The organism is Nocardioides ungokensis (genome assembly GCF_013466985.1).
Lineage (GTDB): Bacteria > Actinomycetota > Actinomycetes > Propionibacteriales > Nocardioidaceae > Nocardioides > Nocardioides ungokensis.
In genome coordinates, this window is sequence record NZ_CP059164.1 from 367,375 (window position 1) to 393,227 (window position 25,853).

The following is a 25,853-nucleotide window of genomic DNA, read 5'->3' on the forward strand; positions in this document are numbered from 1 at the left end:
CCATGACGAACGCGGTCACCAACAGCGCAGCGGCCGAGCTGATCGCCCGGTCCAACCGGCTCGGCGCCGACCCGAAGAACACCAACTACGCCGGCGGCAACACCTCCGCCAAGGGCACCGAGACCGACCCGGTCACCGGCGAGCCCGTCGAGCTGGTGTGGGTCAAGGGATCGGGCGGCGACCTCGGCACCCTGACCGAGTCCGGTCTCGCCGTGCTCCGACTCGACCGGATGCGCGCCCTGGTCGACGTCTACCCCGGCGTCGAGCGCGAGGACGAGATGGTCGCGGCCTTCGACTACTGCCTGCACGGCAAGGGCGGCGCCGCCCCCTCGATCGACACCGCCATGCACGGCCTCGTCGACGCCGCGCACGTCGACCACCTGCACCCCGACTCCGGCATCGCCATCGCGACGGCCGCCGACGGCGAGCAGCTCACCTCGAAGATCTTCGGCGACCGGGTCGTGTGGGTGCCGTGGCGCCGTCCGGGCTTCCAGCTCGGCCTCGACATCGCGGCGATCAAGGAGAAGAACCCGCAGGCCGTCGGCTGCATCCTCGGCGGGCACGGCATCACTGCCTGGGGCGAGACCAGCGACGAGGCCGAGGCCAACTCGCTGTGGATCATCGACACCGCCGCCGCCTACATCGCCGAGCACAGCTCGCCGGCGCCCTTCGGTGCCCCGCTCGAGGGTTACGCCGCACTGCCGCAGGACCAGCGCCGAGCCAAGGCGGCCGCGCTGGCCGGCACCATCCGCGGCATCGCCTCCCATGACCGTCCCATGGTCGGGCACTTCACCGAGTCCGAGGCCGTCCTGGACTTCCTGGCCGCCTCGGAGCACCCGCGGCTGGCCGAGCTGGGCACCTCCTGCCCCGACCACTTCCTGCGCACCAAGGTCAAGCCGCTGGTGCTCGACCTGCCCGCCTCGGCCTCGGTCGAGGACTCGATCGCCCGGCTGCGGGAGCTCGCGGTGGCCTACCGCGAGGACTACCAGGCCTACTACGACCGGCACGCGACCCCGGAGTCCCCGGCCATCCGCGGCGCGGACCCGCTGATCGTGCTGGTGCCCGGCGTCGGGATGTTCTCCTACGGCAAGGACAAGCAGACCGCCCGGGTCGCGGGGGAGTTCTACGTCAACGCGATCAACGTGATGCGCGGTGCCGAGGGCCTGTCGACGTACGCCCCCATCGACGAGGCGGAGAAGTTCCGCATCGAGTACTGGGCGCTCGAGGAGGCCAAGCTCCAGCGGATGCCCAAGCCCAAGCCCCTGGCCACCCGGATCGCCCTGGTCACCGGCGCCGCCGGCGGCATCGGCAAGGCCACGGCCAAGCGGCTCGCGGCCGAGGGCGCCTGCGTCGTCATCGCGGACCTGTCGCTGGAGAAGGCGCAGGCGGCGGCAGCAGAGATCGGAGGCCCCGACCTGGCCGTCGGCGTCGCGGCCGACGTGTCCGACGAGGGCGCCGTGCAGGCGATGGTCGACGCGACCGTGCTCGCCTTCGGCGGCCTCGACCTGGTGGTCAACAACGCCGGGCTCTCGCTGTCGAAGTCGCTCCTCGAGACGACCGCCGACGACTGGGACCTCCAGCACAACGTGATGGCGAAGGGCTCGTTCCTGGTGTCGAAGGCCGCCGCTCGGGTGCTCATCGCCCAGGAGATGGGCGGCGACATCGTCTACATCTCCTCGAAGAACTCGATCTTCGCCGGCCCCAACAACATCGCCTACTCCGCCACCAAGGCCGACCAGGCCCACCAGGTCCGGCTGCTCGCGGCCGAGCTCGGCGAGCACGGCGTCAAGGTCAACGGCGTCAACCCCGACGGGGTCGTCCAGGGCTCCGGGATCTTCGCCGGCGGCTGGGGCGCCAACCGGGCGGCGGTCTACGGGGTGGAGGAGAAGGACCTCGGCAAGTTCTACGCCCAGCGCACCATCCTCAAGCGCGAGGTGCTGCCGGAGAACATCGCGAACGCCGTGTTCGTGCTGTGCGGCCCGGACCTGAGCCACACGACGGGGCTGCACGTGCCGGTCGACGCGGGCGTGGCCGCAGCGTTCCTGCGATGAGCCCTCGTTCGGCTGGGCCGGTGCGGGTCGCGGCGGTCGACCTCGGGGCGACCAGCGGCCGGGTGATGGCCTGCCGGGTCGGCCCCCGGTCGCTGCACCTCGAGGAGGTGCACCGCTTCCCCAACGGCGGGGTCCGGGCCGGTGGCTCCCTCTACTGGGACGTGCTCGGCATCCACCGCGAGACCCTGGCCGGGCTGCGCGAGGTGGCCCGGACCGGCCCGCTGGACGGCGTCGGCATCGACTCCTGGGCGGTGGACTACGGGCTGCTCGACCGCGACGGCAGGCTGCTCGGCAACCCGTTCAGCCACCGCGACTCCCGCACCGACGGGATGCCGGCCCGGGTGGACGTCAAGATCGACCCGGCCGAGCTGTACGCCGTCACCGGCCTCCAGCAGCTGCCCTTCAACACGATCTACCAGCTCGTGTCCTCCCTCGGGACCGCGGCCCTTGAGGCAGCGGAGACGCTGCTGCTGCTGCCCGACCTGCTGACGCACTGGCTGACCGGCGAGGTCGGGGCGGAGCGCACCAACGCCTCCACCACCGGGCTGTACGACGCGCGGACCGGCCAGTGGGCCGTCGACGTCGCGGGCCGGCTGGGCATCCCGTGGGCGATCCTGCCGCCGCTGCGCGAACCCGGCTCGATCGTCGGGACGCTGCTGCCCGAGGTGGCCGACCACGTCGGCGCCCACGGCGTACCGGTGGTGGCGGTCGGCTCGCACGACACCGCCTCGGCGGTGGTGGGCGTCCCCGCCGGGGACGAGAGCTTCGCCTACATCTCGTCGGGGACCTGGTCCCTGGTGGGCCTCGAGCTCGACGAGCCCGTGCTGACCGAGGAGGCCCGGCTCGCGGGCTTCACCAACGAGGGCGGGGTCGACAAGACGTTCCGGTTCCTGAAGAACGTGATGGGACTCTGGGTGCTCTCCGAGTCGATGCGGGCCTGGTCGGACCAGCGGATCCGCGAGGCGGACCTGCCGTCGCTGCTGGCCGGCGCCGAGGCGGCGCCCCCGCTGCGGACGGTCGTGGACATCGACGACCCGCGCCTGCTGCGGCCCGGCACCGGCCCCGACGACAGCATGCCTGCGCGGGTGCAGCGGTTGGCCGCGGAGGCCGGCGAGCCGGTGCCCCGGACGCCGGTGGCCATCACCCGCTGCATCCTCGACAGCCTGGTGCTCGCCTACCGCCTCCACGTGCGCCGGGCCGCCGAGGTCGCCGGCCGCGACGTCGAGGTGGTGCACGTGGTCGGCGGCGGCTCGCAGAACGCGCTGCTGTGCCAGCTCACCGCCGACGCGCTCGGGCTGCCGGTGCTGGCCGGCCCGGCCGAGGCGGCTGCGCTCGGCAACGCCCTGGTGCAGGCGCGTGCGCTGGGCGCCGACCTTCCTGACCTGGCCGCGATGCGCGCGCTGGTGCGGCGTACGCATGAGGTCCGCAGGTACGAACCTCGACCGGGGCTCGACTGGGACGCGGCCGAGCGCCGTGTCCGGGAAGCGGTGTGATGATGGGCCGCATGCGTGTCGCGCTCATGGTCACCTGCGTCAACGACGCGATGTTCCCCGACACCGGCAAGGCCGTCGTCACGCTGTTGCGCCGGCTGGGGGTCGACGTGGAGTTCCCCCAGGCGCAGACGTGCTGCGCCCAGCCGATGGTCAACACCGGCTACCTCGACGAGGCGGTCCCGGTGGTGCGCACCTTCGTCGACGCCTTCGCGGGGTACGACGCGATCGTGACCCCGTCCGGGTCGTGCGCCGGGTCGGCCCGGCACCAGCACTCGATCGTGGCCCGCCGGTCGGGGGACCGAGGCCTCGAGGCCGCCGTGGCCGAGACCGCACCGAAGGTCTACGAGCTCAGCGAGTTCCTCGTCGACGTGCTTGGGGTGACCGACGTCGGCGCCTACTTCCCGCACCGGGTCACCTACCACCCGACCTGTCACTCCCTGCGGATGCTCGGCGTGGGAGACCGTCCGCGCCGGCTGCTCGAGGCGGTGCGGGGGATTGGGCTCACCGACCTCCCGGCGGCCGAGGAGTGCTGCGGCTTCGGGGGCACCTTCGCGGTCAAGAACGCCGACACCTCGGTCGCCATGGGCGCCGACAAGGCCCGCCACGTGCGGGAGACGGGAGCCGAGGTGCTGGTCGCCGGCGACAACTCGTGCCTGATGCACATCGGCGGCGTGCTCTCCCGGCAGCGAGCCGGGGTGCGGGTCATGCACCTCGCCGAGATCCTGGCGGCCACCGAGGAGCAGAAGTGAGCGGCACGTTCGTCGGCATGCCGGCCTTCCCGGTGGCGGCGCGCGAGGCCCTCGCCGACACGCAGCTGCGCCACAACCTCGCCCACGCCACCCGCACGATCCGCGACAAGCGCGCCCGCGTCGTCGCCGAGATCGAGGACTGGGAGGACCTGCGGCTGACCGGTGCCGCGATCAAGGAGTCCGCGCTGCGCGACCTCGACCGGCACCTGGTCGACCTCGAGGCGGCATTGACCGCGCGGGGAGCCACCGTGCACTGGGCGCGGGACGCGGCGGAAGCCTGCGCGATCGTCGCCGAGGTCGCCCGGGCCCACGACGCCGACGAGGTCGTCAAGGTCAAGTCGATGGCCACCCAGGAGATCGGCCTCAACGAGGCGCTCGCCGAGCACGGCATCGCCGCCTGGGAGACCGACCTCGCGGAGCTGATCGTGCAGCTCGGCGAGGACCTGCCCTCCCACATCCTCGTGCCCGCCATCCACCGCAACCGTGCGGAGATCCGCGAGATCTTCCGCGACAAGATGGCGGCCGCCGGCCGCGCCGCCCCCGACGACCTGACCGACGACCCGGCGATGCTCGCGGGTGCCGCCCGGCTGCACCTGCGCGAGAAGTTCCTGCGCGCCAGGGTGGCCGTCTCCGGCGCGAACTTCGCGGTGGCCGAGACCGGCACGCTCGTGGTCGTCGAGTCCGAGGGCAACGGCCGGATGTGCCTGACGCTGCCCGAGGTCCTGGTGTCGGTGGTGGGCATCGAGAAGGTCGTGCCGACCTGGGCCGACCTCGACGCGTTCCTGCGGCTGCTGCCGCGCTCCTCGACCGGCGAGCGGATGAACCCCTACACCTCCACCTGGTCCGGGGTCACCCCCGGTGACGGCCCGCAGGAGGTGCACGTCGTGCTCCTCGACAACGGCCGGACCCGGGCGCTGGCCGACCAGGTCGGCCGCCAGGCGCTGCGCTGCATCCGCTGCTCGGCCTGCCTCAACGTCTGCCCGGTCTACGAGAGGGTCGGCGGCCACGCCTACGGCTCGGTCTACCCCGGACCGATCGGCGCGATCCTCAACCCACTGCTGCGCGGCACCGGTGAGGACCCGCAGGTCGACTCGCTGCCCTACGCCTCCTCGCTGTGCGGCGCCTGCTTCGAGGTCTGCCCGGTGCGCATCGACATCCCCGAGGTGCTCGTGCACCTCCGGTCGAAGGTGGTCGACTCCCACCGCGGCGACCGGGTGCCCAAGGCCGAGGCCGTGGCCATGAAGGGGGCGGCGTACGCCTTCAGCGACAGCCGGCGGCTGGCGCTGGTCGAGAAGGCCTCGGGACTGGCCGGGCGGGTGCTCGGTCGCCTGGGGCTTACGACGCTGCCCGGCGGCCGCCCGGCCGCCGGACGACTGCCCGGACCCGGTGCCGCCTGGACCGGTGCCCGCGACCTGCCGGCGCCGCCGCGGGAGTCGTTCCGCGCGTGGTGGCTGCGCACACAGGGGGGCACCCACGGGGGAACCGACGGCGGACGGAAGGACGAGCGATGAGCGCCCGCGACGAGATCCTGGCCCGGGTGCGCTCGGCGCTGGCCGACGTGGACCGGTCTGCGCCCACCGAGGTCCCGCCGGCCCCGCGCCGCACGCCGGACCCCGCGGCCGACCTGGTCGGGCTGTTCGCCGAGCGGGTGGCCGACTACCGCGCCGTCGTCGAGCGCTGTGCCGAGGCCGACCTTCCCGCCGCGGTGGCGGCCGCGCTGCCCGCGGGTGCCGGGGTCGTGGTGCCGGTCGGTCTCGGTGTCGACGTGCCAGGCGCCGTCGTCGACGACGGTCTGTCCGCCCGCGACCTGGACCGGATCGACGCGGTGGTGACCGAGGCACGCGTCGGGATCGCCGAGACCGGCACCATCGTGCTCGACCACGGGCCCGGGCAGGGCCGCCGGGCGATCTCCCTGGTGCCCGACCTGCACGTCTGCATCGTCCGCGCCGACCAGGTCGTCGCCGACGTGCCGGACGCGGTGGACCTGCTCGACCCGACCCACCCGCTGACCTGGATCAGCGGCCCGAGCGCCACCAGCGACATCGAGCTCGACCGTGTCGAGGGCGTCCACGGCCCGCGCACCCTCCACGTGATCGTGGTCGACTGAGACCTTCGATGGACCAGCCGCGCAGGACCTCGGGACCGGCCGGACGGACCGGACGGACCGGACCGGGCGCGGGGAGCGCGCCGTGGTCGCCGCACCCCGCCGACCTCGAGATCCTGGCCCTGCTCGCCGAGGGCCACACGGTCGAGAGCATCGGGCGCCGCCTCGGCGTCTCGGACCGGACCGTGCGGCGACGCCTGCGCTCGATCGCCGACGACATCGGCGTCGACTCGACCATCGAGGCGGTCGTGCACGCGGTGCGCGGACGGTGGATCTGAGCCCTGCCGTCGCGATCCGGGGGCGCCGGATCCGGCGTTCTCTGGCAGGCTCCGTGACATGCCGGTCGAGCCTGACGCAACCACCCCCGCAGCCCCGTCGCGCGCCGCCGACCCGGAGCGAGCGTGGGTCACCGAAGCGATCCGCCGTCTGGAGGCAGACGCCAACCGCAGCGCGGACACGCACCTGCACGTCTTCCCGCTGCCGCGCTCGTGGGGCGTGGACCTGTACCTGAAGGACGAGTCGGTGCACCCCACCGGCTCGCTGAAGCACCGGCTCGCGCGGTCGCTGGTCCTCTACGGGCTGGCCAACGGCGACATCAGCGAGGGCACTGTGCTCGTCGACGCCACCAGCGGCTCGACCGCAATCTCGGAGGCCTACTTCGCGGCGATGCTGGGCCTGGAGTTCGTGGCTGTGGTGCCGCGTGGCACCACGAAGGCCAAGCTGGACCTGATCGAGCGCGCCGGCGGCCGCTGCGACCTGGTGGAGCGCGCCGAGCTGATGTACGCCGAGGCGGAGCGGCTGGGCGCGCAGCCGGGCTACCACTACCTCGACCAGTTCGGCCGGGCCTCGGTGGTGACCGACTGGCGCGGCAACAACAACATCGCCTGCTCGATCTTCGAGCAGATGGCCATGGAGCGGCACCCGGAGCCCACCTGGATCGTGGTCGGGGCCGGGACGGGTGGCACCAGCGCGACCATCGGGCGGTACTGCCGCTACCGCCGGACCAGCACCCGTCTGGCCGTGGTCGACCCCGAGGGCTCGGCGTTCCTCGAGGCCTGGCGGACCCGCAGCTGTGAGGCGACCGCGCCCGGCTCGCGTATCGAGGGGATCGGCCGCCCGCGGGTGGAGCCGTCGTTCGTCCCGGGCGTGATCGACGAGATGATCCGGGTCGAGGACGCCGCCTCGGTCGCCGCGATGCGGACGGTCGAGCGGGTCATCGGCCGGCGCGTCGGCGCCTCCACCGGCACCAACCTGGTCGGCGCCCTCGAGCTCGCGGTCCGGATGCGGGACGCCGGCGAGACCGGCAGCGTGGTCACCCTGATCTGCGACGGCGGCGACCGCTACTCCTCGACGTACTGGGACGACGACTGGGTGGCCGCCCAGGGCTGGCACATCGCCCCTCACCTCGCGAGCCTGGAGCACCTGCTCGAGCTCGCGTGAGGGTCGGTCCGTCTCCATGTAACGCGGTGTCCACGCATCTGGTGCGGTGCTGCGACGGCGCACCAGATGCGTGGACACCGCGTTACAAGCACGGGGCAGCCGATTTCACCGCCACCCCGGCCCTCCGGTACTCTCTCCGGCGGTGGCGTGTCCGAGCGGCCTAAGGAGAACGCCTCGAAAGCGTTTGTGGGTGCAAGCCCACCGAGGGTTCAAATCCCTCCGCCACCGCCAGCCGAAGGGCCGGATCCCACGCCGGGGTCCGGCCCTTCGTCATTGCCCGGGGCGCATCCACCGCCGCTCGTGACTCAGCTGAAGTGAGCACAGAGGCCGTCGTCGACGCTGCCGAGGAACGTGTTCGCGCCGCCGAAGGCAACCGATCGGCACCCTCGTGCGTCTCTGGGAGGAGAATCGCCACCACCGGGTGGCGATGCAGCCCGAGCCTGGAGCACCCCACGTGACCGCACGACGCATCCTCGCCCTGACGGCCGCGGCGGTCCTGTTGGCCGGCCTGGTCGTGCTGGCCCTCAAGACCCAGGTGCTGGTCCGCCAGCAGTGGGCCGTGCGTGCATCGCCCGCGGACGTGGTGGTCCAGCCTCAGTGGGCGGCATAGACCAGCCAGGCGAAGAACGCGACGATGAGCATGACCGCCGCCCGCCACTCGAAGCGACCGATGGCGACCAACCCGCGCCAGGCTCGCTTGCTACGCCTGCCGACGGCGGGTCCGTTCTCCGGGCCGAGCCACCAGGCCAGCACGGCAACGCGGGAGAAGATGTGGCGCAGGATGCCGAGGAGGGTCCACATGCCGTGGGTATCGGTCCGGGGTCGAGCATCCTGAAGGGACGCCGATGACCCGGTGACCTCCGGCACTCGGCGGGCGACGAGGCCGTTCCCTACCGTGGAGACATGGGCGAACCGCTTGCCGTCACCTGGTGGGGTCACTCGTCGGCCACCGTCGAGCTGGCTGGCGTGCGGGTGGCGCTCGACCCGCTGCTGACGAGCCGGCTGCTCCACCTGCGCAGGTACGCCGAGTCGCCGGGACCGGAGGCGGCGGACGCCGACGTCGTGCTCGTCTCGCACGCGCACGCCGACCACTGCCACGTGCCGTCGCTGAAGCTGTTCCCGCGCACCGCCACGGTCGTCGCTGCCCCGGGGGCCGCGGAGCTGGTCGGGAGGCTCGGCTTCCGCCGCGTGGTGGTGGCCGTGCCTGGTTCGACCGTGCGCCTCGAGGGTGACGCGGGGACGCTGGAGGTGGAGGTGCTGCCCGCCGACCACGACGGTCGCCGGCTGCCCCTGCCCGGCAGGCGGGGGACCGCCGTGGGGTTCCGGGTCGAGGGCGGTGGGCGGTCGTTCTGGCATCCCGGCGACACCGGTCCGGGCGTCGAGCTGAGCGACGTCGGCCGCGTCGACCTGGCGCTGCCGCCGATCGGCGGCTGGGGGCCGACGCTCGGTCTCGACCACCTCGACCCGGTGCAGGCCGCGGAGGCGGTGGAGACGGTCGGTGCCACCTGGGCTCTGCCCGTGCACTGGGGCACCTTCTGGGGCACCGGCCTGCGGCGGGTCGCGCCGCGCACGCACCAGCACCTCTTCGTCACGCCGGGACGACGCTTCGCGGAGGCGTTGGGGGACGGCACGGTCGCGGTGCTGCCGGCCCACGGGGAGCGGGTGGACCTGGCCGCGGGACCCGCGGGACCCCGCAGGTGACCTTGGCCCCTGACGCGCCACCCGTGCGGGTGGCTCGATGAGGGGACACGGGACACGATTCGGGGCAGGAGGAGCCATGCACACCAGGACCTGGACGGTGGAGATCTTCATCGGCGAGAAGGACGGCAGGACCCACGCCGAGGCGCGGCTGCACTCGGAGAAGTCGGCCCGGCAGCTGACCGGCGAGGGGACCGCCCGGCGGAACCCCACCGACTCCGACGTGCCCGAGATCGGCGACGAGCTCGCCACGGCCCGCGCCCTCTCGGACCTCGCCCACCAGCTGCTGGACGCCGCCGCCGACGACATCGGCGCGATCACCAAGGAGCACGTGCACCTCTACCGGTGACCGAGGTCGGCCCGGTTGATCAGACCGTGCCACCCACCCGCCACCCGTGCTCCTGCGCCAGGGCACCGAGGTTGCGCCAGTCGGTGTAGTCGGCCGTCCCGCCGGGCCCGCACGGGGCGCTGACGGCCGCGGGCACGGACCAGCGTGGTGCGTGCAGGTTCGGCGCCCGCGAGAAGTCGAGCACCTCGGCGATGTTGCGCGCCGCGGCGTCGCGCTTGGTGAGCGGGTCGAGCCTCCACCGCCACTCGATCATCTTCAGGACCGAGGTGTGGTCGTAGACGTGGTGCGCGACGTGGTGGCGCTTCGCCCGCGGCGAGATCATCATCGCGGGGGTGCGGAACCCCCGCTGGCCGGTGCCCCGCTCCGGAGTGGCGTCGGGCGCGACGGCGGGCGGCACGTGGTCGAAGAACCCGCCCCACTCGTCGTAGTTGATCACCAGCGCGGTCCGTCCCCACGCGGGGCCGCCGGTCACCGCCTCGTAGACCTGGTTGAGGAACGACTGCCCCGCACGGATGTCGGCGTGCGGGTGGTCGTCGGCCGAGGTGCCGGTGCCCTCGTCCTGGAACTTCGGGTCGAGGAAGGACACCGCGGGGAGGCTCCCGGTCGCGCAGTCGGCGAGGAACTGCGGCCAGGTGCGCGCGATGTCGAGGTACTTCGGTCCCCACAGGGCGAGGAAAGGAGTGTCGACGTAGTAGTAGGAGTGCGAGACGCCGCGGTCGGCCAGCCGGTCCCAGATCGTCGGCATGGTGGCGATGTCGGTCGAGTTGTGGATCCGGTCGGTCTGCGCGCTGTGCTGGTAGAAGCGGTTGGGGTACGTCTCGGCCAGGGTTGCGGAGAAGTAGCGGTCGAAGACGGTCCAGTACGGCGCCGCCTGGCCGTAGAAGCCCAGGTCACCCTGCTTGTAGTAGCCGATCGAGAACTCGTCGTTCTCCCCGAGCGCAGCCAGCCGTCGCAGCGGCCGCCGTTGAGCTGCACCCGCCCGCCCTCGAAGGAGTGGTCGGGATCGGGGTGCGCGCAGCCCTGGTAGTCGGTCAGGTGCTGGGTGGAGCGGGCGACCCCGTCTCGGTCGACGTAGGTCAGCCCGGCCTGCTTGCCGTCGGCGCCGGGCAGCCAGCCGAGGTAGTGGTCGAAGGAGCGGTTCTCCATCATCAGCACGATGATGTGGTCGATCCCCGACTTCGAGGGCGACGGCAGGGTCGACGCGGCGTCCGCGGTCTCGACGCTCCCGAGCGCGACGGCGCCGGCGAGGCCGGCTGCCCCGGTCAGGACCTGGCGGCGGCTCGGGCCGCTGGCCGGGGTCACTTGCCGGCCCCGTAGACCTCGGTGCCGAAGCCGCGGGCGTCCTTGGCGTAGCCGAGCGGGGACAGCCCGAAGGTGTCCTCGATCGTGCGCAGCAGCGAGTAGTGGTTGTAGCCGGTGTCGTTCCAGGTGCCGGGGGTGACGTACGGCGAGACCACGACCGCGCCGGTGCGACCGCCGCCGGGGCCGTAGATGCCCGGGAGCGGGGCGTTCGGCCCGGGGCCCTCACCGCAGCACGCGTCGGCACCACTCGGGTCATTGGTGTCGGCCTCGTCGAAGGTGACGACGAGCAGGCCGTCCTGCTGGTACGCCGGGGAGGCGAGGATCTTCGGGATCCAGGTCTTCAGCCACTGGTCGGCGCTGGCCAGCCCGCCGGGTCGCCCGTCGACGCAGGGGCTGTCGTGGCCGTCGTCGCACAGGTTGGGCGTGATGTAGCTCAGGTTCGGGGTCGTCGAGACCGAGCCGAGGTCGCCGGTGAGCTGCGAGAGGTCCACGTCGTGCTGGGCGCAGGTCGGGCTGTCGATGATGCTGTGGAAGTAGACGAACGGGTTGTGGCGCGCGGCGTACTGGTCGCCGACCTTCGCCTTCTGGGTGTCGTCCGCGGAGTTGAGCTGCGGGTGCCGGCACGGCGAGCCCATGTCCTCCATGTAGCCCTTCCAGGTCAGGCCCTTGGCCTCGAGCTGGTCGGCCACGGTCTTGACCCCGGAGGGGTAGACACAGCCGTTGCCGACCGCCTGGCCGGGCGCGACCGTGCCCGTCTGCACGAAGTCGCTGTAGGTCTGGCAGTCGCCCTGGGTCTGCGCGTTCGGGCCCTGCCCGCTGATCTGCGCGATGTAGTTGGGCAGGCTGTTGTGGGCGGTGCCGTAGTACTGCGTGAGCAGCTGGCCCTGCGCCCGCAGCGTCTTCGAGAGGTACGGCGCGGGTGAGTCCGGCCCGAAGGTCTGGTCGTAGCCCTTGTTCTCCAGGTTGACGACGAAGACGTGGCGGATGGCCGGCGCGGCCGCGATCTGCTTCCTGGTGGCCGCCGCGGCGTCGGCGGGGCCGGCCTGGTGGGCGACCAGCCCGGCGGTCAGTGCGGCGGCGGCGAGCGTGGCGACCGCGAGCGGGGCGACCGCCCGTCGTACGGCGTGGGTGGTGAGACTCCAGACGTGCATCGGGCAGGTGCTCCTCATGGGTTCGGCGTGCTCGGACCGGGTTCCCCGACTTCCCTCGCCGGGAACATTCCCGCCCGGGTCGACGAAGTAACAACGACGACGTGAACGGTGGGTGACGCCACGCCTGGGCGCGTGACCGAGCCACGGGTCGGGTGGCGGTCAGCGGCGCGACGGGCTCAGCCGCAGCCAGACCGCGACCCCGGGCACCAGCGCCAGGCCGATCGCCGTCGCCGCGGCCGCGGCCGGCAGCGCGGTGGTCCCGAGCAGTCCCTGGAGCGGCGGCAGGTAGACACCGCCGAGCTGGAGCGCTGCCGCTCCCGCCACCGCGAGGTCCAGGGGCCGCCGCTCCCCGCGTCGTCCGGGGGCCCGCAGGGCCATCGCCACCGCCAGCTGCGCCGAGCCGAGGGCGAGGAAGACCGTCGTCTGCACGTGCCAGCCGGCCTGGTGCGCGGCCAGGCCGGCCACCAGCGTGAGTGCGCCGATCAGCGCGCCGATCCAGGCGATCTGGCGCGCCAGCCCGGCGCCCAGCACGGACTCGTCGGGCGCGCGGGGCGGGTTCCGCATCGCCGAGGCGCGGGCCGGCTCGGCGCCGAACGCGACGCCGGGGAGACCGTGGGTGAGCATGTTGATCCAGAGGATCTGGCCGGGGAGCAGCGGCAGCGCCAGCCCCACGAGCGGGCCGAGCACGACGACGACCACCTCGGCGAGGCCGCCGGAGACGGCGTAGCGCAGGAAGTTGCGGATGTTGCCGTAGATCCGGCGTCCCTCCTCGACGGCCGCGACCACGGTTCGCAGGTCGTCGTCGGCGAGGACGAGGTCCGCGGCCTGGCGGGCGACCTCGGTGCCGCCCCTCCCCATCGCGACGCCGATGTCGGCGGTGCGCAGGGCGGGCGCGTCGTTGACGCCGTCCCCGGTCATCGCGACGACCTCGCCGCGCTCCTGGAGGGCGTGCACGATCTGCACCTTCTGCTCGGGACGGATGCGGGCGAAGACGCGCGTGTCCCCGAGGGCCTCGGGGTCGATCCCGGATGCCACCTCCGGCCCGGTGACCGTCGTGGAGCCGGGCCCGGTGATCCCGAGCCGGCCCGCGACGGCGTCGGCGGTGAGCGGGTGGTCGCCGGTGACGAGCACGACCGCGATGCCGGCGTCGTGGCAGTCGGCGACCACCTCGCGCGAGACTTCGCGGGGCGGGTCGGCGATGCCGACGAGGCCCACCAGGTCCAGCGGACACTCCGCGGGCGAGGTGCCGTCGTGGGACGCGGCGTCGGCCACGGCGATCACCCGGAAGCCCAGGCCGGCCAGCCGGGTGGTCTCGGCCTCCACGGCCGCGCGCACCTCCCCGGGCGGCGCCACCAGGTCGAGCACCGCCTCGGGCGCGCCCTTGCAGACCAGCAGCCGCCGGTCGCCGTCAGACGCACGGTGCGTGGTCGTCATCCACCCGCGCTCGGCGTCGAACGGCACCTCGTCCTCGCGGGGCCACGCCCGTCCGGCCTGCTCGACGGGGACGCCGCCCTTCGCCGCGAGCGCGAGCAGGGCGGCCTCCAGGGTGTCGCCCGCCGCCCCCCACGGCTCCCCGTCCGCCGCCGGCTCGACGAGCCGGGCGTCGTTGCACAGCACGGCGTCGCGGAGCAGGCGCTCCAGCCCCGGCACGGGCGCGGCGCCCCCGTCGGCCACCACCTCCCCGTGCGGCGCGTAGCCGGTGCCCGTCACGTCGTAGCGGTGCCCGGGTGCCACCCACACCGCCCCGGCGACCATCCGTCCCTCGGTCAGGGTGCCGGTCTTGTCCGAGGCGATGACGGTCACCGAGCCGAGGGTCTCGACCGCCGGCAGGTGCCGCACCAGGGCGTGCCGCTGCGCCATCCGGTGCGCGCCGAGGGCCAGCGAGATGGTGACGACGGCGGGCAGGGACTCGGGCACCGCGGCCACGGCGAGGCTGACGGCCAGGATCGAGGTCTGCACCAGCGGCTCGCCGCGGACCAGGCCGAGCACGACCACGACCACCCCGATCGCGAGGACCGCGACGACCAGGTCGCGGGAGAGCCGGCGGAGCCGACGCTGCAGGGGTGTCTCCCGCACCCGGGCCGACCCGATCAGACCGGCGATCCTGCCGAGGCCGCTGTCCGCGCCGGTCCGCAGCACCTCGCCGACGGCCCGGCCCCGGGTCGCGACCGTGCCGGAGAGCACCTCCTCGCCGGCGCGGCGGTCGACCGGCTGGGACTCCCCGGTCATCGCCGACTCGTCGACGCTGAAGGTGACCGCTTCGACCAGCCTCAGGTCCGCGGGCACGATGCCGCCGGCGTCGAGGCGCACCACGTCCCCCGGCACCACCTCGGCCGCGGGCACCTCGACCCGTCGGCCGTCGCGCACCACCTCGGCGACGGGCGCTGTGAGCTGGTCGAGCTCGGCGATCGCCTGGTCGGCGCGCAGGTCCTGGGTCACCCCGACCGCGGTGTTCACGACCACGACCAGCGCGATCACGGCGGCGTCGCCAGCGTCGCCGATCACGACCGTCACCACCCCCGCCGCCAGCAGCAGCAGGATCATCGGGTCCCGGAGCTGGCCGACGATGCGGCCGAGCGGGCCGGTGCGGGGTGGTTGGGGCAGCGAGTTGGGGCCGGTGTCGGTGAGCCTGCGGGCGGCCTCGGCCGCGGTCAGGCCGACCGGCGCGGCCCCGGGTGGCTCAGGACTCGGCGTCGTCGTGCTCGAAGTGCTGGACATAGGCATCCGGCCCCGGGAAGGTCAACGACTCGTGACCGGTGTCGGACCAGCGGACGACGTACGGCGGGGCGCCGTTCTCGCCGTGCACCTCCAGGATCTCGCCGTCGCGGACGGCCTCGTCGACGTGGGCGCTTCGGATGACCAGCCGGTCACCCTTGGTGGCTTGCATGGTGTCTCCTCGGGATCGGATCGGGGCTTGGTTGGATCGGGGCTTGGTTGGATCGGACGGGGGTCAGCCGGGGGCCGCGATGTCGCGGCGGTCCAGCATGGGCAGGGTCGCCACCGTGACGACCGCGCAGCCGAGCGCGAGCCACAGGAAGTCCAGCGGCAGACCGCCGCCCAGCGGCCCGCTCGCCAGCGCCTGCTCCATCGGCGACAGGTGCTGCCACGGGTCGACGGAGGTGACCAGCAGCCCGGCCACGTAGAGCACGTACGCCGCCACCGCCAGTGCCGCGGGCACGGCGACGGCCAGGGACTTGCGGCCGGTGGCTGCACCGGCGGCCAGGGCGATCAGGCCGAACTCGCTGCCCAGCAGGACCATGGACAGGCATCCGCTCAGGGCGTCGAGTGGGCCGATGCCCATGCCGATGGACAGGCTGCAGGTCATCGTCACGACGTACAGGACGAGGCCGAGGGCGAACACGCCGGTCACCAGCGCCGCCGCCTTCTCGAGCAGGATGCGGGTGGTGGAGAGCGGCGTGACCAGCAGGACGTCGAGGGTGCCGTCCTCCTCCTCACCGGCGACCAGCCGGGCGCCGCGGCCGATCGCGTGGACCAGGAACAGCACCGGCAGCATCAGCGTGAACAGCTCGGAGTTGATGAAGCCGATGCCGCTGGTCATGGCCGAGACGTCGAAGAGCCGCTGCATGTAGTCGGGGTACTGCGAGAAGAGCTTCTCGATGTCCGGCATGTCCCGGAAGGACGGCCAGATCAGCGACTCGGTGATCACCAGCAGGGCGATGCCGATCGACCACCCGACCAGGCCGTGCCGCACGTCGCGCAGGCTCTTGAGGTAGACGCTGCGCAGGAGGAACGGGGTCCCCGGATCGGTGCCGGGGAGCGGCATCACGCGACTCGCCAAGGCTCCTCCTCGTGGGTGTAGTAGCGGAGGAACACCTCGGTCAGGTCGGTCTCGTGGGTCTCGACGTTCTCCACGCCGTACGGCGCCACCGTGCGCAGCAGCTCCTCGGCGGACCCGGCCAGCACCAGGTGCGCGGTGCGGTCCCGCACCCGGACCTCGGCTACCTGCGGGATGGCGCGGAGCACGTCGGCCGGGACCTCGTGGACGAACGTCACGTCCCAGCGGCGCACCACCTGGGCCCGCAGCTCGGGGATGGTCGCGGTGCGGACCAGCTCGCCCTCGCGCAGGATCGCCACGGTGTCGGCCACCGCCTCGACCTCGGAGAGGATGTGCGAGGAGAGGAAGACCGTCGCCCCGGACCGGCTCGCCTCGCCCACCAGCGACAGGAACTCGGCCTGCATGATCGGGTCCAGGCCGGTGGTCGGCTCGTCGAGCACCAGCAGGTCCGGCCGGTGCATGAACGCCTGCACCAGGCCCACCTTCTGCTGGTTGCCGTGGGAGAGAGTGCCGAGCCGGCGGGCGAGGTCGAGCTCGAACCTGTCGGCCAGCCGGTCCACCTCGGACCACTCGACGCCGCCGCGGAGCGCGGCCAGGTAGCGGAGGTACTCCCCACCGGTCAGGTCCGGGTAGCCGACGAAGCGGCCGGGCAGGTAGCCCACCCGGCGCTGCACCTCGTCCGGGCGGCTCGCGACGTCCAGCCCGAGCACCTCGGCGGTGCCGGAGGTCGGGCGGAGCAGCCCGGTCAGCAGCCGGATCGTGGTGGTCTTTCCGGCCCCGTTGGGCCCGAGGTAGCCGAAGACCGAGCCGGGAGGGACGACGAGGTCGAGCCCCTGCAGCGCCACCGTGCCGCGGAACTCCTTGCGCAGCCCGCTGGTCCTGACGGCGGCCTCCATCGCGGCCTCCTCCCGATCGCCTGCCTGCGACGCTAGAGCGCTGCGAGTGGCGGACTCAGGGGCATTGGTCCCGGGGCGGGGGTGCGATTCGACACCCGTGCTGCTGGTGACCTTGGGCCCTTGGGAGGCGTCGCGGATCCGGCTTGACTGAAGTTGCGACGAGGAGAGCCAGACCAAGGTTGCGGGACCGAGGTCCGGGAGACCGGACCGACGCCCGAGACTCCATTACCCGTGTCAAACGGGATGAGGCTCTCCTCGTCCTCTTCTGTCGTGGCGGATCTCCTAGGCTGACGCGATGACCGTCCGCGTCGAACGCCAGGGGCCCGTGACGACCGTGGTCCTCCACCGTCCTGAGGCCCGCAACGCGGTGGACGGGCCGACGGCCCGAGCGCTCGCCGATGCGTTCCGCGCCTTCGACGCCGACCCGGAGAAGGCCGTCGCCGTGCTGTACGGCGAGGGCGGCACCTTCTGTGCGGGCGCCGACCTGAAGGCGGTCGGGACCGAGCGGGGCAACCGGGTCGAGGAGGACGGGGACGGGCCGATGGGTCCGACCCGGCTGCGGCTGTCCAAGCCGGTGGTGGCCGCGATCGAGGGGCACGCGGTCGCCGGCGGCCTCGAGCTGGCGGCCTGGTGCGACCTGCGGGTGGCGGCGCAGGACGCGGTCCTCGGGGCCTTCTGCCGCCGCTGGGGGGTGCCGCTGATCGACGGCGGCACGGTGCGCCTGCCCCGGCTGATCGGTGCCAGCCGGGCGATGGACCTGATCCTGACCGGACGCGCCGTCGACGCCGCCGAGGCCGAGCGCATCGGGCTGGTCAACCGGGTGGTGCCGCCCGGCACGACCCGGGCCGAGGCCGAGGCGCTGGCCGCGACCCTGGCGGCGTTCCCGCAGGCATGCATGCGCGGGGACCGTCTCGGGGCGCTGGAGCAGGAGGGGCTCGGCGAGGACGAGGCGCTGCTGGGGGAGTACCACCACGGCGTGCGCTCGCTCGCCGCCGGCGCGCTGGACGGCGCCGCCCGCTTCGTGGCCGGCGAGGGCCGGCACGGCTCCTTCGAGGGCTGAGGCCCCCGCGCGGCCTCAGTCGTGCGGTCGCAGACAGACGGCCACCAGCGAGGCCGGGCCGTCGGCCTTGAAGATCTGCCAGCCCCGGTCGAACGAGACCACCGCGACGGTGCCGTCGGCTCGACGGATGATCGCGGACCCGGGGATCTGGGAGTGCCCGAAGCCGTCGGTGCTGCACCGGTATCGCTGCATCAACGCGGCCAGGTGGGCATCTGTCGGCGTCTGGAGCGAGGAGCCGACGGTGCTGCTGCCGCTCCCGGGGAGGTTCATGTCGGCGACGTCGAAGCCGCCGGGGAGGAGCGCCGCCACCACGCCTGCGGCGACCAGCGTCACCCCGGCCGCCTGCAGGACGCGATGACGCACGCCGCGCAGACGGGGTCGACGGGTGAGAGGCTCCATGATCATCCAACGAGCACACGGGTCGCAGGTCACGTCGGGCTGGACCGCCCGGGTCCGTTGACCTGTGACCGCGGTCACGCCTAGGGTCCGGTTTGTTCGATTTCGACCAAACTTCACACACCCCTCGAGGCCCGAATGCTCGGATTCGCTGTCTCCCGGTCCCTGGCGGTCGCCGCCGGCCTGGCCGTGGCCCTGTCCACCCTCACCCCCACGCTCGCCGGGGCCCCACCGGCCGCCGCCGCGGGCTCGACCGCAGGCTCCGCCGCGGGGGAAGCACCCGGCGCCCCGGGGGCATCGACCACCTGGCGCACCGGCGACAAGGACGGCGTCGGCACGGCCCTGAGCCGTGCCTCCAAGGTCTGGTACACCCTCACCGAGGGCACCCTCAGCGAGGTCTACTACCCGGCCGCCGACACCGCGAACATCCGCGACCTGTCGTTCGTCGTCACCGACGGGTCGACGTTCACCCAGCGCGAGACCGACCACACCACCCGGACCGTCGAGCTGACCGACACCAGGTCGCTGACCTACCGCCAGGTCACCCGGGACGACGACGGCCGCTGGCAGCTCACCAAGACCTACGTGACCGACCCGGCGCGCTCGACCGTGCTCGTCGACGTCGACTTCCAGACGCTCACCGGCGACCCGCTCAGCCTCTACGTCGTCGACGACATGTCCCTGGCCAACAACGCCTCCGACGACTCCGGTCACACCGCCGAGGTGGACGGCAGGCCCGCGCTGGTCTCCTCCGACACGCACGTGGACGGCAAGCCGGTCAGCAGCGCGCTGGTGGCCTCCTCGGGCTTCAGCCAGGTGTCCACCGGCTACCTCGGCGACGCCGACAGCGGCAGCGACGGGTGGGCCCAGCTCGGTCGCGACCACGCGCTGACGACGTACGACTCGGCAGGCCCGGGCAACATCGTGCAGACCGGCCGGATCCCCACCTCCGACGCCGGCAGCGCGCACGTCGACCTGGCGCTCGCCTTCGGCGCCGACGAGCAGGAGGCGCTCACCACGGCCCGGGACTCGCTGGCCCGACCCTTCGCCGCCGTCCGCACCGACTACCAGTCGGGCTGGCACGACTACCTGGCCGGGCTCAAGCCCGCTCCGGCCGCGCTGACCGGTGACCTGCGTACGCAGTACAACGTGGCACTGATGACGGTGCGGTCGCACGAGGACAAGGCCCACCCCGGTGCCTTCATCGCCAGCCTGACACTGCCGTGGGGCCAGCGCGTGAACGCCGACCAGGGCGGCGGGGGCTACCACTTCGTGTGGGCCCGCGACCTCTACCAGCAGGTCAGCAGCCTGCTCGCCGCCGGCGACCGCGGCGCCGCCGAACGGGCGGTGACCTGGCTCTTCCGCAAGCAGCAGCGCGACGACGGGCACTTCCCGCAGACCTCGCACGTCGACGGCACCCCCGACCAGCAGGCCGTCCAGCTCGACGAGACGGCGTTCCCGATCGTGCTCGCCTGGCAGGTCCACCGCTTCGGAGACGACTTCTACCGCCGGCAGGTCAAGCCGGCCGCCGACTACCTGGTGGCCGCGGGGCCGAAGACCCCGCAGGAGCGTTGGGAGGAGACGGGCGGCTACTCGCCCTCGACCCTGGCCAGCCAGATCGCGGGCCTGACCGCCGCCGCCGACATTGCCCGCCGCAACGACGACGACGCGTCCGCCGCCGTCTACCAGGCGACGGCCGACGACTGGCAGCGCCGCATCGAGAGCTGGCTGTACACCACCACCGGCCCGGTCGGCGACCACCACTACTACATGCGCATCGACGGCGACACCGACCCCAACGACGACGACACCCGCGACTACGGCAACGGGGCAGGGGTGCACGACGAGCGCAGCGTCCTCGACCAGGGCTTCCTCGAGCTGGTCCGCCTCGGCGTGAAGTCGCCGGGTGACAAGTACGTCGCCGGCTCGCTCGCCGACACCGACTCGTCGATCTCCCAGATGACGCCCAACGGACGGATGTGGCACCGCTACACCTACGACGGGTACGGCGAGAAGGCCGACGGCTCGCCGTGGGACGGCACCGGGATCGGCCGGCTGTGGCCGCTGCTCGGTGGCGAGCGGGGCGAGTACGAGGTGGCCCGGGGCCACGCGGGGCTGGGCTACCTCGAGACGATGGCCCGCTCGGCCAACGAGGGCTTCATGATCCCCGAGCAGGTGTGGGACCAGCCCGAGCCCACGTCGTACGGGCACGTCTTCGGCGACGGCACCGGATCGGCCGGACCGCTGGCCTGGGCGATGGCGCAGTACGTCCGTCTGGCGCGGGCGATCGCCGCCGGCCACCCCGTCGAGACCCCGTCGGTGGTCGCCGACCGCTACACGCACGGGACGCCGAGCCGTCCGATGCTCCGGCTCACCTCGCCGGACCGCGTCACGGTCGCCGACGGCGACCGGGTGCGCGTCACCGGCCGGACCTCGGGCACCCGGGTGTACGTCGACGTGGCCGGCGAGCGCCGCCGGGTGCACCTGGACCCGGACGGCTCCTTCGACCTGACCGTGCCGCTGGCCGAGGTGCGCAACCCGGTCACCGTCGCCGCGGTGGACCGCCGGGGCGGCACCAACGTGAGGTCGGCGACGGTGGTCTCCTACGGGACCCGCATCGGCGGGCTCACGGACCCGACCGGCGACGACGACGGGCCGGGGACCTACGTCTACCCGACCAACCCCGTCTACCTGCCCGGGATCTTCGACCTCACCGGCGAGGACGTCTACCAGGACGGCGACAACGTGGTCTTCGTGTCCGGGATCCGCGGCGAGATCACCAACCCGTGGGGCGGCGACCAGATCAGCCACCAGCGCATCAACGTCTACCTCGGCGACGGCTCGGGCGACCCGGCGGCGGCGCTGCCCGGGACCAACCTCGACACGGCGTCGGGCTGGCAACGCGTCGTGGTGGCTGACGGGCGCTACGACAGCAAGGGCGTCTTCGCGCCCGACGGAAGCAAGGTCGGCGACGTCCGGCTGGTGGCGGTGCCGGAGACCCGGCAGATCGCGGCGATCGTCCCGAAGTCGGCGCTGGGCGGCCTCGACCCCGCCACCGCGTCGTACGGCGTGGCGATGTTCGGCAACGCCGAGACCGGCGAGGGCATCGGCTACATCCGCCCGGTCTACGACAAGGCCTACTGGGACGCCGGCGACCCGTGGTGGATCAAGGAGTACCGCTTCGGCGGCGGTGCCGGCCAGTGGGAGGACAGTGCCGACCACGACACGGACACCCGCGACCCCAACGCCCTCGACATCGTGGTGGGGCAGGGCCAGGACCAGCACACCGTGATGCAGTGGCAGGACGGGACGGTCCGGCTGCCGATGGTCCCGATCGAGAGGTGACGGCACCGGGATGAGACCACCCGCATGAGCACGGCACGCCGCGACGGGCGGGCCCGCGTGCTCGGCACGCTGAGCCGCTGGGGCCCGCTCTCGCAGGCCGAGCTCGCGCGGCGGGCTGCGCTCGCGCCGTCCACCGTCTCCGGCCTGGTCGCCGACCTGGCCGACGCCGGCGTCCTGGTCGAGCTGGCGGACCGCTCCGCGCCCGGTGCGCGGGGCGGCCGCCCGGCCACCCTGCTCACCCTGCACCGGTCCGCCGGCGTAGTGCTGGGCATCGACCTCGGGAAGGCCCACGTGCGGGTCGCGCTGGCCGACCTGGCGCACCGGGTCATCGGCGAGCGGAGCGTCCCGCTCGAGGCGGACGCCCCCGCGGACCACCACCTCGAGCTGGCCCGCGGCCTCGCCGACCGACCTGCTCGCCGAGGGTGCCCCGGGGGCGGACGTCGTGGGTGTGGGGTGCGGCTTCCCGGGCCCGGTGCGGGCCACTGGGGGCGGGGGCGTGGACCCGACGATCCTGCCGGGCTGGCGCGACGTGCGCCCGGTCGAGCGGCTGGAGGCGGTCTTCGGCACGGCCGCCGCGGTCGGCAACGACGCCAACCTCGGCGCCCTGAGCGAGTCGACCTGGGGCGCCGGCCGCGGCTGCTCGGAGCTGGCCTACGTCAAGGTCGCCACCGGGATCGGCGCCGGGCTGGTGCTGCGTGGCGAGCCGTTCGGGGGGTACGCCGGGACGGCCGGCGAGATCGGGCACGTGTCCCTGGACCCCGGCGGCCGGCGGTGCCGCTGCGGCAGCCGGGGGTGCCTGGAGGTGCTCGCCGGCGGGCAGGCGCTGCTGGCCCGCTCCGGGCGTGCCTCCGTGCGCGAGGTCGTGCACGCCGCCCTCGCGGGTGACGAGGCCTCTGCCGCCGCGATCGGCCGGACCGGCAGCTGGCTGGGGGTGGCCCTCGGTGGGCTCGCCAACCTGCTGAACCCGCAGCGGCTGGTCATCGGGGGCGAGGTCGCCGCCACCGGCGAGCTGCTGCTCGGACCGCTCCGAGCCGCCCTGGCGGGCTCGGTGCTCGGGTCCGCGGCCGCCGGCCTCGACGTGGTGGCCGGGGAGCTGGGCGAGCGGGCCGAGGTGATGGGCGCGGTGGCACTGGCGCTGCGGCTCGCGCGGCCGGTCCTGCCCTGACCGGCCCGCCCGATCCCGGCCGGCTACAGGTCCGCGAGCGGGCGCAGGTGGCGCTCGGCGATCGCGCGTCCCTTGGCCACCCGTCGGGCGTACTTCTCCTCGCCACCGAGGAACTCGGTGGCCATCCACGTCCTCACGACCTCCATCGCGAGGGCGGAGCCGATGATCTTCCCCCCGATGCAGAGCACATTGGTGTCGGAGTGGGACCGCGCCAGTCCCGCGCAGAACGGGTCCTGGCAGACGGCGGCGTCGACGCCCGCGACCCGGTTCGCGATCATCGCGCTGCCGTAGCCGACCCCGTCGACGAACACGCCCCGCTCCGCCTCGCCCCTGCCCACGGCCAGCGCGGCGGGGTAGACGTGGTCCGGCAGGTCGCAGGCGGTCTCGTCGGGCGCCCCGAAGTCGACGGTCTCGTGGCCCTCCCCGGTGAGCCACGCCTTGATCTCTTCCTTCAGTGCGAACCCGGCATGGTCGCTCGCCAGCGCAATCCTCATGCCCCGAGACTCGCACCCGGGGGAGAGGACCGCCAGACACCAGGCGTGCCGAGCCCGGCGGGTGGTCACAGCGCGTGGCGCCTACGCTCGTCGCGTGACCTCCGCCTGGTTCTCCTCTCCCTCCGACACCGCCGACCGCCTTGCGAGGTCCGGCTACCTCGCCGACGCGGCGACCGCGACGACGGCGTACCTCGCGGGCGCGCTGGAGAAGCCGCTCCTCGTCGAGGGTCCCGCGGGCGTCGGCAAGACCGAGCTGGCCAAGGCGGTCGCGCGGGCGACGGGCGCCGACCTGGTCCGGCTGCAGTGCTACGAGGGCCTGGACGAGGCGCGGGCGTTGTACGAGTGGAACTACAAGAAGCAGCTGCTGCGCATCCAAGCGTCGCAGGGTGACGACCGGTCCTGGTCGGAGACGCACGACGACATCTTCACCGACGAGTTCCTGCTGACCCGGCCGCTGCTCACGCGATCCGGCGCGCGGAGCCCACGGTCCTGCTCATCGACGAGGTCGACAAGACCGACGTCGAGGTCGAGGGTCTGCTGCTCGAGGTGCTCTCGGACTTTCAGGTCACGATCCCCGAGCTCGGCACCGTGGCCGCCGTACGCCGCCCCTTCGTGGTGCTGACCTCCAACGCGACCCGCGAGCTGTCCGAGGCGGTCAAGCGCCGCTGCCTCTACCTGCACCTGGACTATCCCGACGCCGAGCGGGAGCGGGAGATCGTGAGCTCCCAGGTCCCGGGCCTGGACGACCGCATCGCCGGGCAGCTGGTCGCGACCGTGGCGCGGCTCCGCGAGCTGGACCTGAAGAAGGCGCCGTCGATCGCGGAGTCCGTCGACTGGGCGCGGACCCTGATCGCGCTCGAGATCGGCGACCTGGACGAACAGGCGGTGGCCGACACCCTCGGCGTCGTCCTGAAGCACGCCTCCGACCAGGACCGCGCGGTCAGGGAGCTCAAGCTCGCCCGGCGGGCCTGAGCCGGGAGGTCGTCGTGTCGCTGGTCGGTTCCCACATCGCGTTCCTCGAGGCGCTGCGCGGCGCGGGGCTGCCGGTGTCCCTGGCCGAGGACCTCGACGCGATCGCCGCGCTGAGCGCCCTGCCGTGGGACCACCGCGAGACGGTCAGGGACGCGTACGCCGCCACGCTGGTCAAGAAGCACTCGCAGCGGCCCACCTTCGACAGCCTCTTCGACCTCTACTTCCCGCGCCTGGTCGGGGAGGGGGCGGCCGCGGCCGCGACTGCTGAGGCCGGCGACGACGGTGGCACGGTCCGTGACAACGCCGCGGCCCTCTCGGCGTTCCGCACCGAGCTCGCCGCGGCGCTCGAGGCCGACGATCGGCAGGCCCTCCAGCGCCTCGCGGTCGAGATGGTCGGCCGGTTCGGGGCGATGCCAGGCCGCGGCCCGGGGTTGTCGTCGTGGTCGGCCTACACCGCCCTCCAGCGGGTGTCTCCCGCCGAGCTCACCGACCGGATCGTCCAGTCGTTGTTGAGCGAGGGGCGCGTCGAGGAGGAGGCGACCCGCGTCGCCGGCCGCCGGATCGGCGGCTTCACCCGGCTGGTGGAGGACGACGCCCGCCGGCGGATCGCCGAGGAGAAGGGCGCCGACCACGTCGCCGACGTGGCGCTGCGTCCGACCATCGACCGGATCGACTTCACCTCGGCGCGCAAGGCGGACCTCGAGGAGATGCGGCGCGAGATCTACCCGCTGGCCCGGCGGCTCGCCACCCGGCTGACCCAGGAGCACCACGCCCGGCGGCGCGGGCCGCTGGACTTCCGGCGTACCGTCCGGGCGTCGATCTCCACCGGCGGCGTCCCCCTGGTCACCCACCACAAGCCGAAGCGCCCGCACCGCACCGAGCTCGTCGTGCTCTGCGACGTGAGCGGCTCGGTCGCCAACTTCGCCCAGTTCACGCTGCTGCTCGTCTTCGCGCTGCGCGACCAGTTCCAGAACCTGCGGGCCTTCACGTTCGTCGACGACGTCCACGAGGTGACCGGCCACTTCCGGCCGGGCGCGGACGTCGCGGACGTGATGGCCGACCTCGCGGCCAGCACCGCCCATGCCGCGCTGTGGGGGCGCACCAACTACGGGCGCGCCTTCTCGACGTTCGCCGAGCGGTTCCCCGACGCCCTCGGGCCGAAGTCCTCGCTGCTCGTCCTCGGCGACGCGCGCTCCAACTACAGCGACCTCTCCCTGCCGGTGCTGAAGGACCTGGCCGGCTCGGCGCGGCACGCCTGGTGGCTCAACCCCGAGCACCGTCGGCACTGGAACACCGGCGACTCCGCGGCGGGGAGGTACGCCGAGGTGGTGCCGATGGTGGAGTGCCGCAACCTCACGCAGCTCGGCGAGTTCGTCCACGACATCCTCTGAC

Annotated in this window: 23 protein-coding genes, 1 tRNA gene and 4 pseudogenes; 18 read left to right on the forward strand and 10 right to left on the reverse strand. The window is 73.3% G+C overall.

The features are described 5' to 3' along the window. Window positions 1-2: 2 nt before the first annotated feature. The 9 genes from H0S67_RS01840 to H0S67_RS01880 all read left to right on the forward strand — a co-directional run bounded on the left by H0S67_RS01840 (window position 3) and on the right by H0S67_RS01880 (window position 8,447). On the forward strand, window positions 3-2,051 hold the full coding sequence (locus tag H0S67_RS01840) for a bifunctional aldolase/short-chain dehydrogenase (RefSeq protein ID WP_180935207.1): 2,049 nt from the start codon (window positions 3-5) through the stop codon (window positions 2,049-2,051). Next, entirely contained in the window at window positions 2,048-3,544 is a 1,497-nt protein-coding gene (locus tag H0S67_RS01845; protein WP_180935208.1) for a rhamnulokinase, read from the forward strand. Before H0S67_RS01840 ends, H0S67_RS01845 begins: the two co-directional genes overlap by 4 nt. Window positions 3,545-3,546: 2 nt before the next feature. Next, complete coding sequence (locus tag H0S67_RS01850; protein WP_425489867.1) at window positions 3,547-4,293, forward strand: (Fe-S)-binding protein; 747 nt, start codon at window positions 3,547-3,549, stop codon at window positions 4,291-4,293. Window positions 4,294-4,310: 17 nt separating this feature from the next. Further along, a complete protein-coding gene (locus tag H0S67_RS01855) occupies window positions 4,311-5,804 on the forward strand; it encodes a lactate utilization protein B (protein ID WP_180936684.1) in 1,494 nt (497 codons plus the stop codon). Continuing rightward, complete coding sequence (locus tag H0S67_RS01860; RefSeq protein ID WP_180935210.1) at window positions 5,801-6,400, forward strand: LutC/YkgG family protein; 600 nt, start codon at window positions 5,801-5,803, stop codon at window positions 6,398-6,400. The genes H0S67_RS01855 and H0S67_RS01860 overlap by 4 nt, the downstream gene beginning before the upstream one ends. A gap of 8 nt (window positions 6,401-6,408) precedes the next feature. Beyond that, window positions 6,409-6,675, forward strand: coding sequence for a helix-turn-helix domain-containing protein (locus H0S67_RS01865; RefSeq protein WP_180935211.1), 267 nt, complete (start codon window positions 6,409-6,411; stop codon window positions 6,673-6,675). Window positions 6,676-6,733: 58 nt separating this feature from the next. Then, window positions 6,734-7,837: a PLP-dependent cysteine synthase family protein gene (locus H0S67_RS01870; RefSeq protein ID WP_180935212.1), complete on the forward strand. Its 1,104-nt coding sequence runs from the start codon at window positions 6,734-6,736 to the stop codon at window positions 7,835-7,837. A 141-nt stretch (window positions 7,838-7,978) separates the two neighbouring features. After that, window positions 7,979-8,068 (forward strand) — tRNA-Ser (locus H0S67_RS01875). A gap of 223 nt (window positions 8,069-8,291) precedes the next feature. Continuing rightward, window positions 8,292-8,447 (forward strand): hypothetical protein, encoded by a 156-nt coding sequence (locus tag H0S67_RS01880; RefSeq protein WP_180935213.1) that lies wholly within the window; start codon window positions 8,292-8,294, stop codon window positions 8,445-8,447. On the opposite strand, the gene H0S67_RS01885 is transcribed toward H0S67_RS01880, so the two are convergent. Continuing rightward, a complete protein-coding gene (locus H0S67_RS01885; RefSeq protein ID WP_180935214.1) occupies window positions 8,432-8,638 on the reverse strand; it encodes a hypothetical protein in 207 nt (68 codons plus the stop codon). The genes H0S67_RS01880 and H0S67_RS01885 overlap by 16 nt on opposite strands. 102 nt (window positions 8,639-8,740) lie before the next feature. Between H0S67_RS01885 and H0S67_RS01890 the strand changes: the two genes are divergently transcribed. Both H0S67_RS01890 and H0S67_RS01895 read left to right on the forward strand, forming a co-directional pair. Next, the gene (locus H0S67_RS01890; protein ID WP_180935215.1) at window positions 8,741-9,538 is read left to right on the forward strand and encodes an MBL fold metallo-hydrolase; all 798 of its coding nucleotides are present in this window, start codon (window positions 8,741-8,743) and stop codon (window positions 9,536-9,538) included. A gap of 76 nt (window positions 9,539-9,614) precedes the next feature. Beyond that, the gene (locus tag H0S67_RS01895) at window positions 9,615-9,884 is read left to right on the forward strand and encodes a DUF1876 domain-containing protein (protein WP_180935216.1); all 270 of its coding nucleotides are present in this window, start codon (window positions 9,615-9,617) and stop codon (window positions 9,882-9,884) included. A gap of 19 nt (window positions 9,885-9,903) precedes the next feature. Here the strand turns inward: H0S67_RS01895 and H0S67_RS24205 are convergent, their stop codons facing one another. The 7 genes and pseudogenes from H0S67_RS24205 to H0S67_RS01925 all read right to left on the reverse strand — a co-directional run bounded on the left by H0S67_RS24205 (window position 9,904) and on the right by H0S67_RS01925 (window position 17,029). After that, window positions 9,904-10,902 carry an alkaline phosphatase family protein gene (locus tag H0S67_RS24205; RefSeq protein ID WP_425489954.1) on the reverse strand — a complete coding sequence of 333 codons (999 nt, stop codon included), beginning with the start codon at window positions 10,900-10,902 and terminating at the stop codon, window positions 9,904-9,906. After that, window positions 10,869-11,033: pseudogene (locus tag H0S67_RS27750) on the reverse strand (alkaline phosphatase family protein); the annotation flags it as partial. The pseudogene H0S67_RS27750 and the gene H0S67_RS24205, both read right to left, overlap by 34 nt. 149 nt (window positions 11,034-11,182) lie before the next feature. Continuing rightward, window positions 11,183-12,337, reverse strand: a complete 1,155-nt coding sequence (locus tag H0S67_RS01905) for an alkaline phosphatase family protein (protein ID WP_180935217.1) — start codon at window positions 12,335-12,337, stop codon at window positions 11,183-11,185. 159 nt (window positions 12,338-12,496) lie between these two features. Then, a complete protein-coding gene (locus H0S67_RS01910; protein ID WP_180935218.1) occupies window positions 12,497-15,055 on the reverse strand; it encodes a cation-translocating P-type ATPase in 2,559 nt (852 codons plus the stop codon). Further along, window positions 15,018-15,224, reverse strand: a complete 207-nt coding sequence (locus H0S67_RS01915) for a DUF1918 domain-containing protein (RefSeq protein ID WP_180935219.1) — start codon at window positions 15,222-15,224, stop codon at window positions 15,018-15,020. Before H0S67_RS01915 ends, H0S67_RS01910 begins: the two co-directional genes overlap by 38 nt. Before the next feature lie 63 nt (window positions 15,225-15,287). Continuing rightward, entirely contained in the window at window positions 15,288-16,136 is an 849-nt protein-coding gene (locus H0S67_RS01920; RefSeq protein ID WP_219635439.1) for an ABC transporter permease subunit, read from the reverse strand. After that, window positions 16,121-17,029 (reverse strand): ABC transporter ATP-binding protein, encoded by a 909-nt coding sequence (locus H0S67_RS01925; protein WP_180935220.1) that lies wholly within the window; start codon window positions 17,027-17,029, stop codon window positions 16,121-16,123. Before H0S67_RS01925 ends, H0S67_RS01920 begins: the two co-directional genes overlap by 16 nt. Before the next feature lie 295 nt (window positions 17,030-17,324). Between H0S67_RS01925 and H0S67_RS01930 the strand changes: the two genes are divergently transcribed. Further along, on the forward strand, window positions 17,325-18,089 hold the full coding sequence (locus H0S67_RS01930; RefSeq protein ID WP_180935221.1) for a crotonase/enoyl-CoA hydratase family protein: 765 nt from the start codon (window positions 17,325-17,327) through the stop codon (window positions 18,087-18,089). A gap of 15 nt (window positions 18,090-18,104) precedes the next feature. On the opposite strand, the gene H0S67_RS01935 is transcribed toward H0S67_RS01930, so the two are convergent. Beyond that, window positions 18,105-18,494 carry a hypothetical protein gene (locus tag H0S67_RS01935; protein WP_180935222.1) on the reverse strand — a complete coding sequence of 130 codons (390 nt, stop codon included), beginning with the start codon at window positions 18,492-18,494 and terminating at the stop codon, window positions 18,105-18,107. Between the two features lie 129 nt (window positions 18,495-18,623). Here H0S67_RS01935 and H0S67_RS01940 point away from each other — a divergent pair, with 129 nt between their 5' ends. The 3 genes and pseudogenes from H0S67_RS01940 to H0S67_RS24210 all read left to right on the forward strand — a co-directional run. Next, on the forward strand, window positions 18,624-21,830 hold the full coding sequence (locus H0S67_RS01940; RefSeq protein ID WP_180935223.1) for a glucan 1,4-alpha-glucosidase: 3,207 nt from the start codon (window positions 18,624-18,626) through the stop codon (window positions 21,828-21,830). A gap of 24 nt (window positions 21,831-21,854) precedes the next feature. Then, a pseudogene (locus tag H0S67_RS27755) lies at window positions 21,855-22,001 on the forward strand (MarR family transcriptional regulator); the annotation flags it as partial. A gap of 205 nt (window positions 22,002-22,206) precedes the next feature. Continuing rightward, window positions 22,207-22,995: pseudogene (locus tag H0S67_RS24210) on the forward strand (ROK family protein); the annotation flags it as partial. Between the two features lie 23 nt (window positions 22,996-23,018). Here the strand turns inward: H0S67_RS24210 and H0S67_RS01955 are convergent. Further along, window positions 23,019-23,489 carry an RpiB/LacA/LacB family sugar-phosphate isomerase gene (locus tag H0S67_RS01955; RefSeq protein ID WP_180935226.1) on the reverse strand — a complete coding sequence of 157 codons (471 nt, stop codon included), beginning with the start codon at window positions 23,487-23,489 and terminating at the stop codon, window positions 23,019-23,021. Between H0S67_RS01955 and H0S67_RS27760 the strand changes: the two are divergent. From H0S67_RS27760 to H0S67_RS01965, 3 genes and pseudogenes are all read left to right on the forward strand, one after another. Continuing rightward, window positions 23,488-23,790, forward strand: a pseudogene (locus tag H0S67_RS27760) (AAA family ATPase); the annotation flags it as partial. The gene H0S67_RS01955 and the pseudogene H0S67_RS27760 overlap by 2 nt on opposite strands. A 194-nt stretch (window positions 23,791-23,984) precedes the next feature. Then, window positions 23,985-24,461 carry an AAA family ATPase gene (locus H0S67_RS27765; protein ID WP_425489955.1) on the forward strand — a complete coding sequence of 159 codons (477 nt, stop codon included), beginning with the start codon at window positions 23,985-23,987 and terminating at the stop codon, window positions 24,459-24,461. A 14-nt stretch (window positions 24,462-24,475) separates the two neighbouring features. Further along, window positions 24,476-25,852: a VWA domain-containing protein gene (locus H0S67_RS01965; RefSeq protein WP_180935227.1), complete on the forward strand. Its 1,377-nt coding sequence runs from the start codon at window positions 24,476-24,478 to the stop codon at window positions 25,850-25,852. Window position 25,853 lies beyond the last annotated feature (1 nt).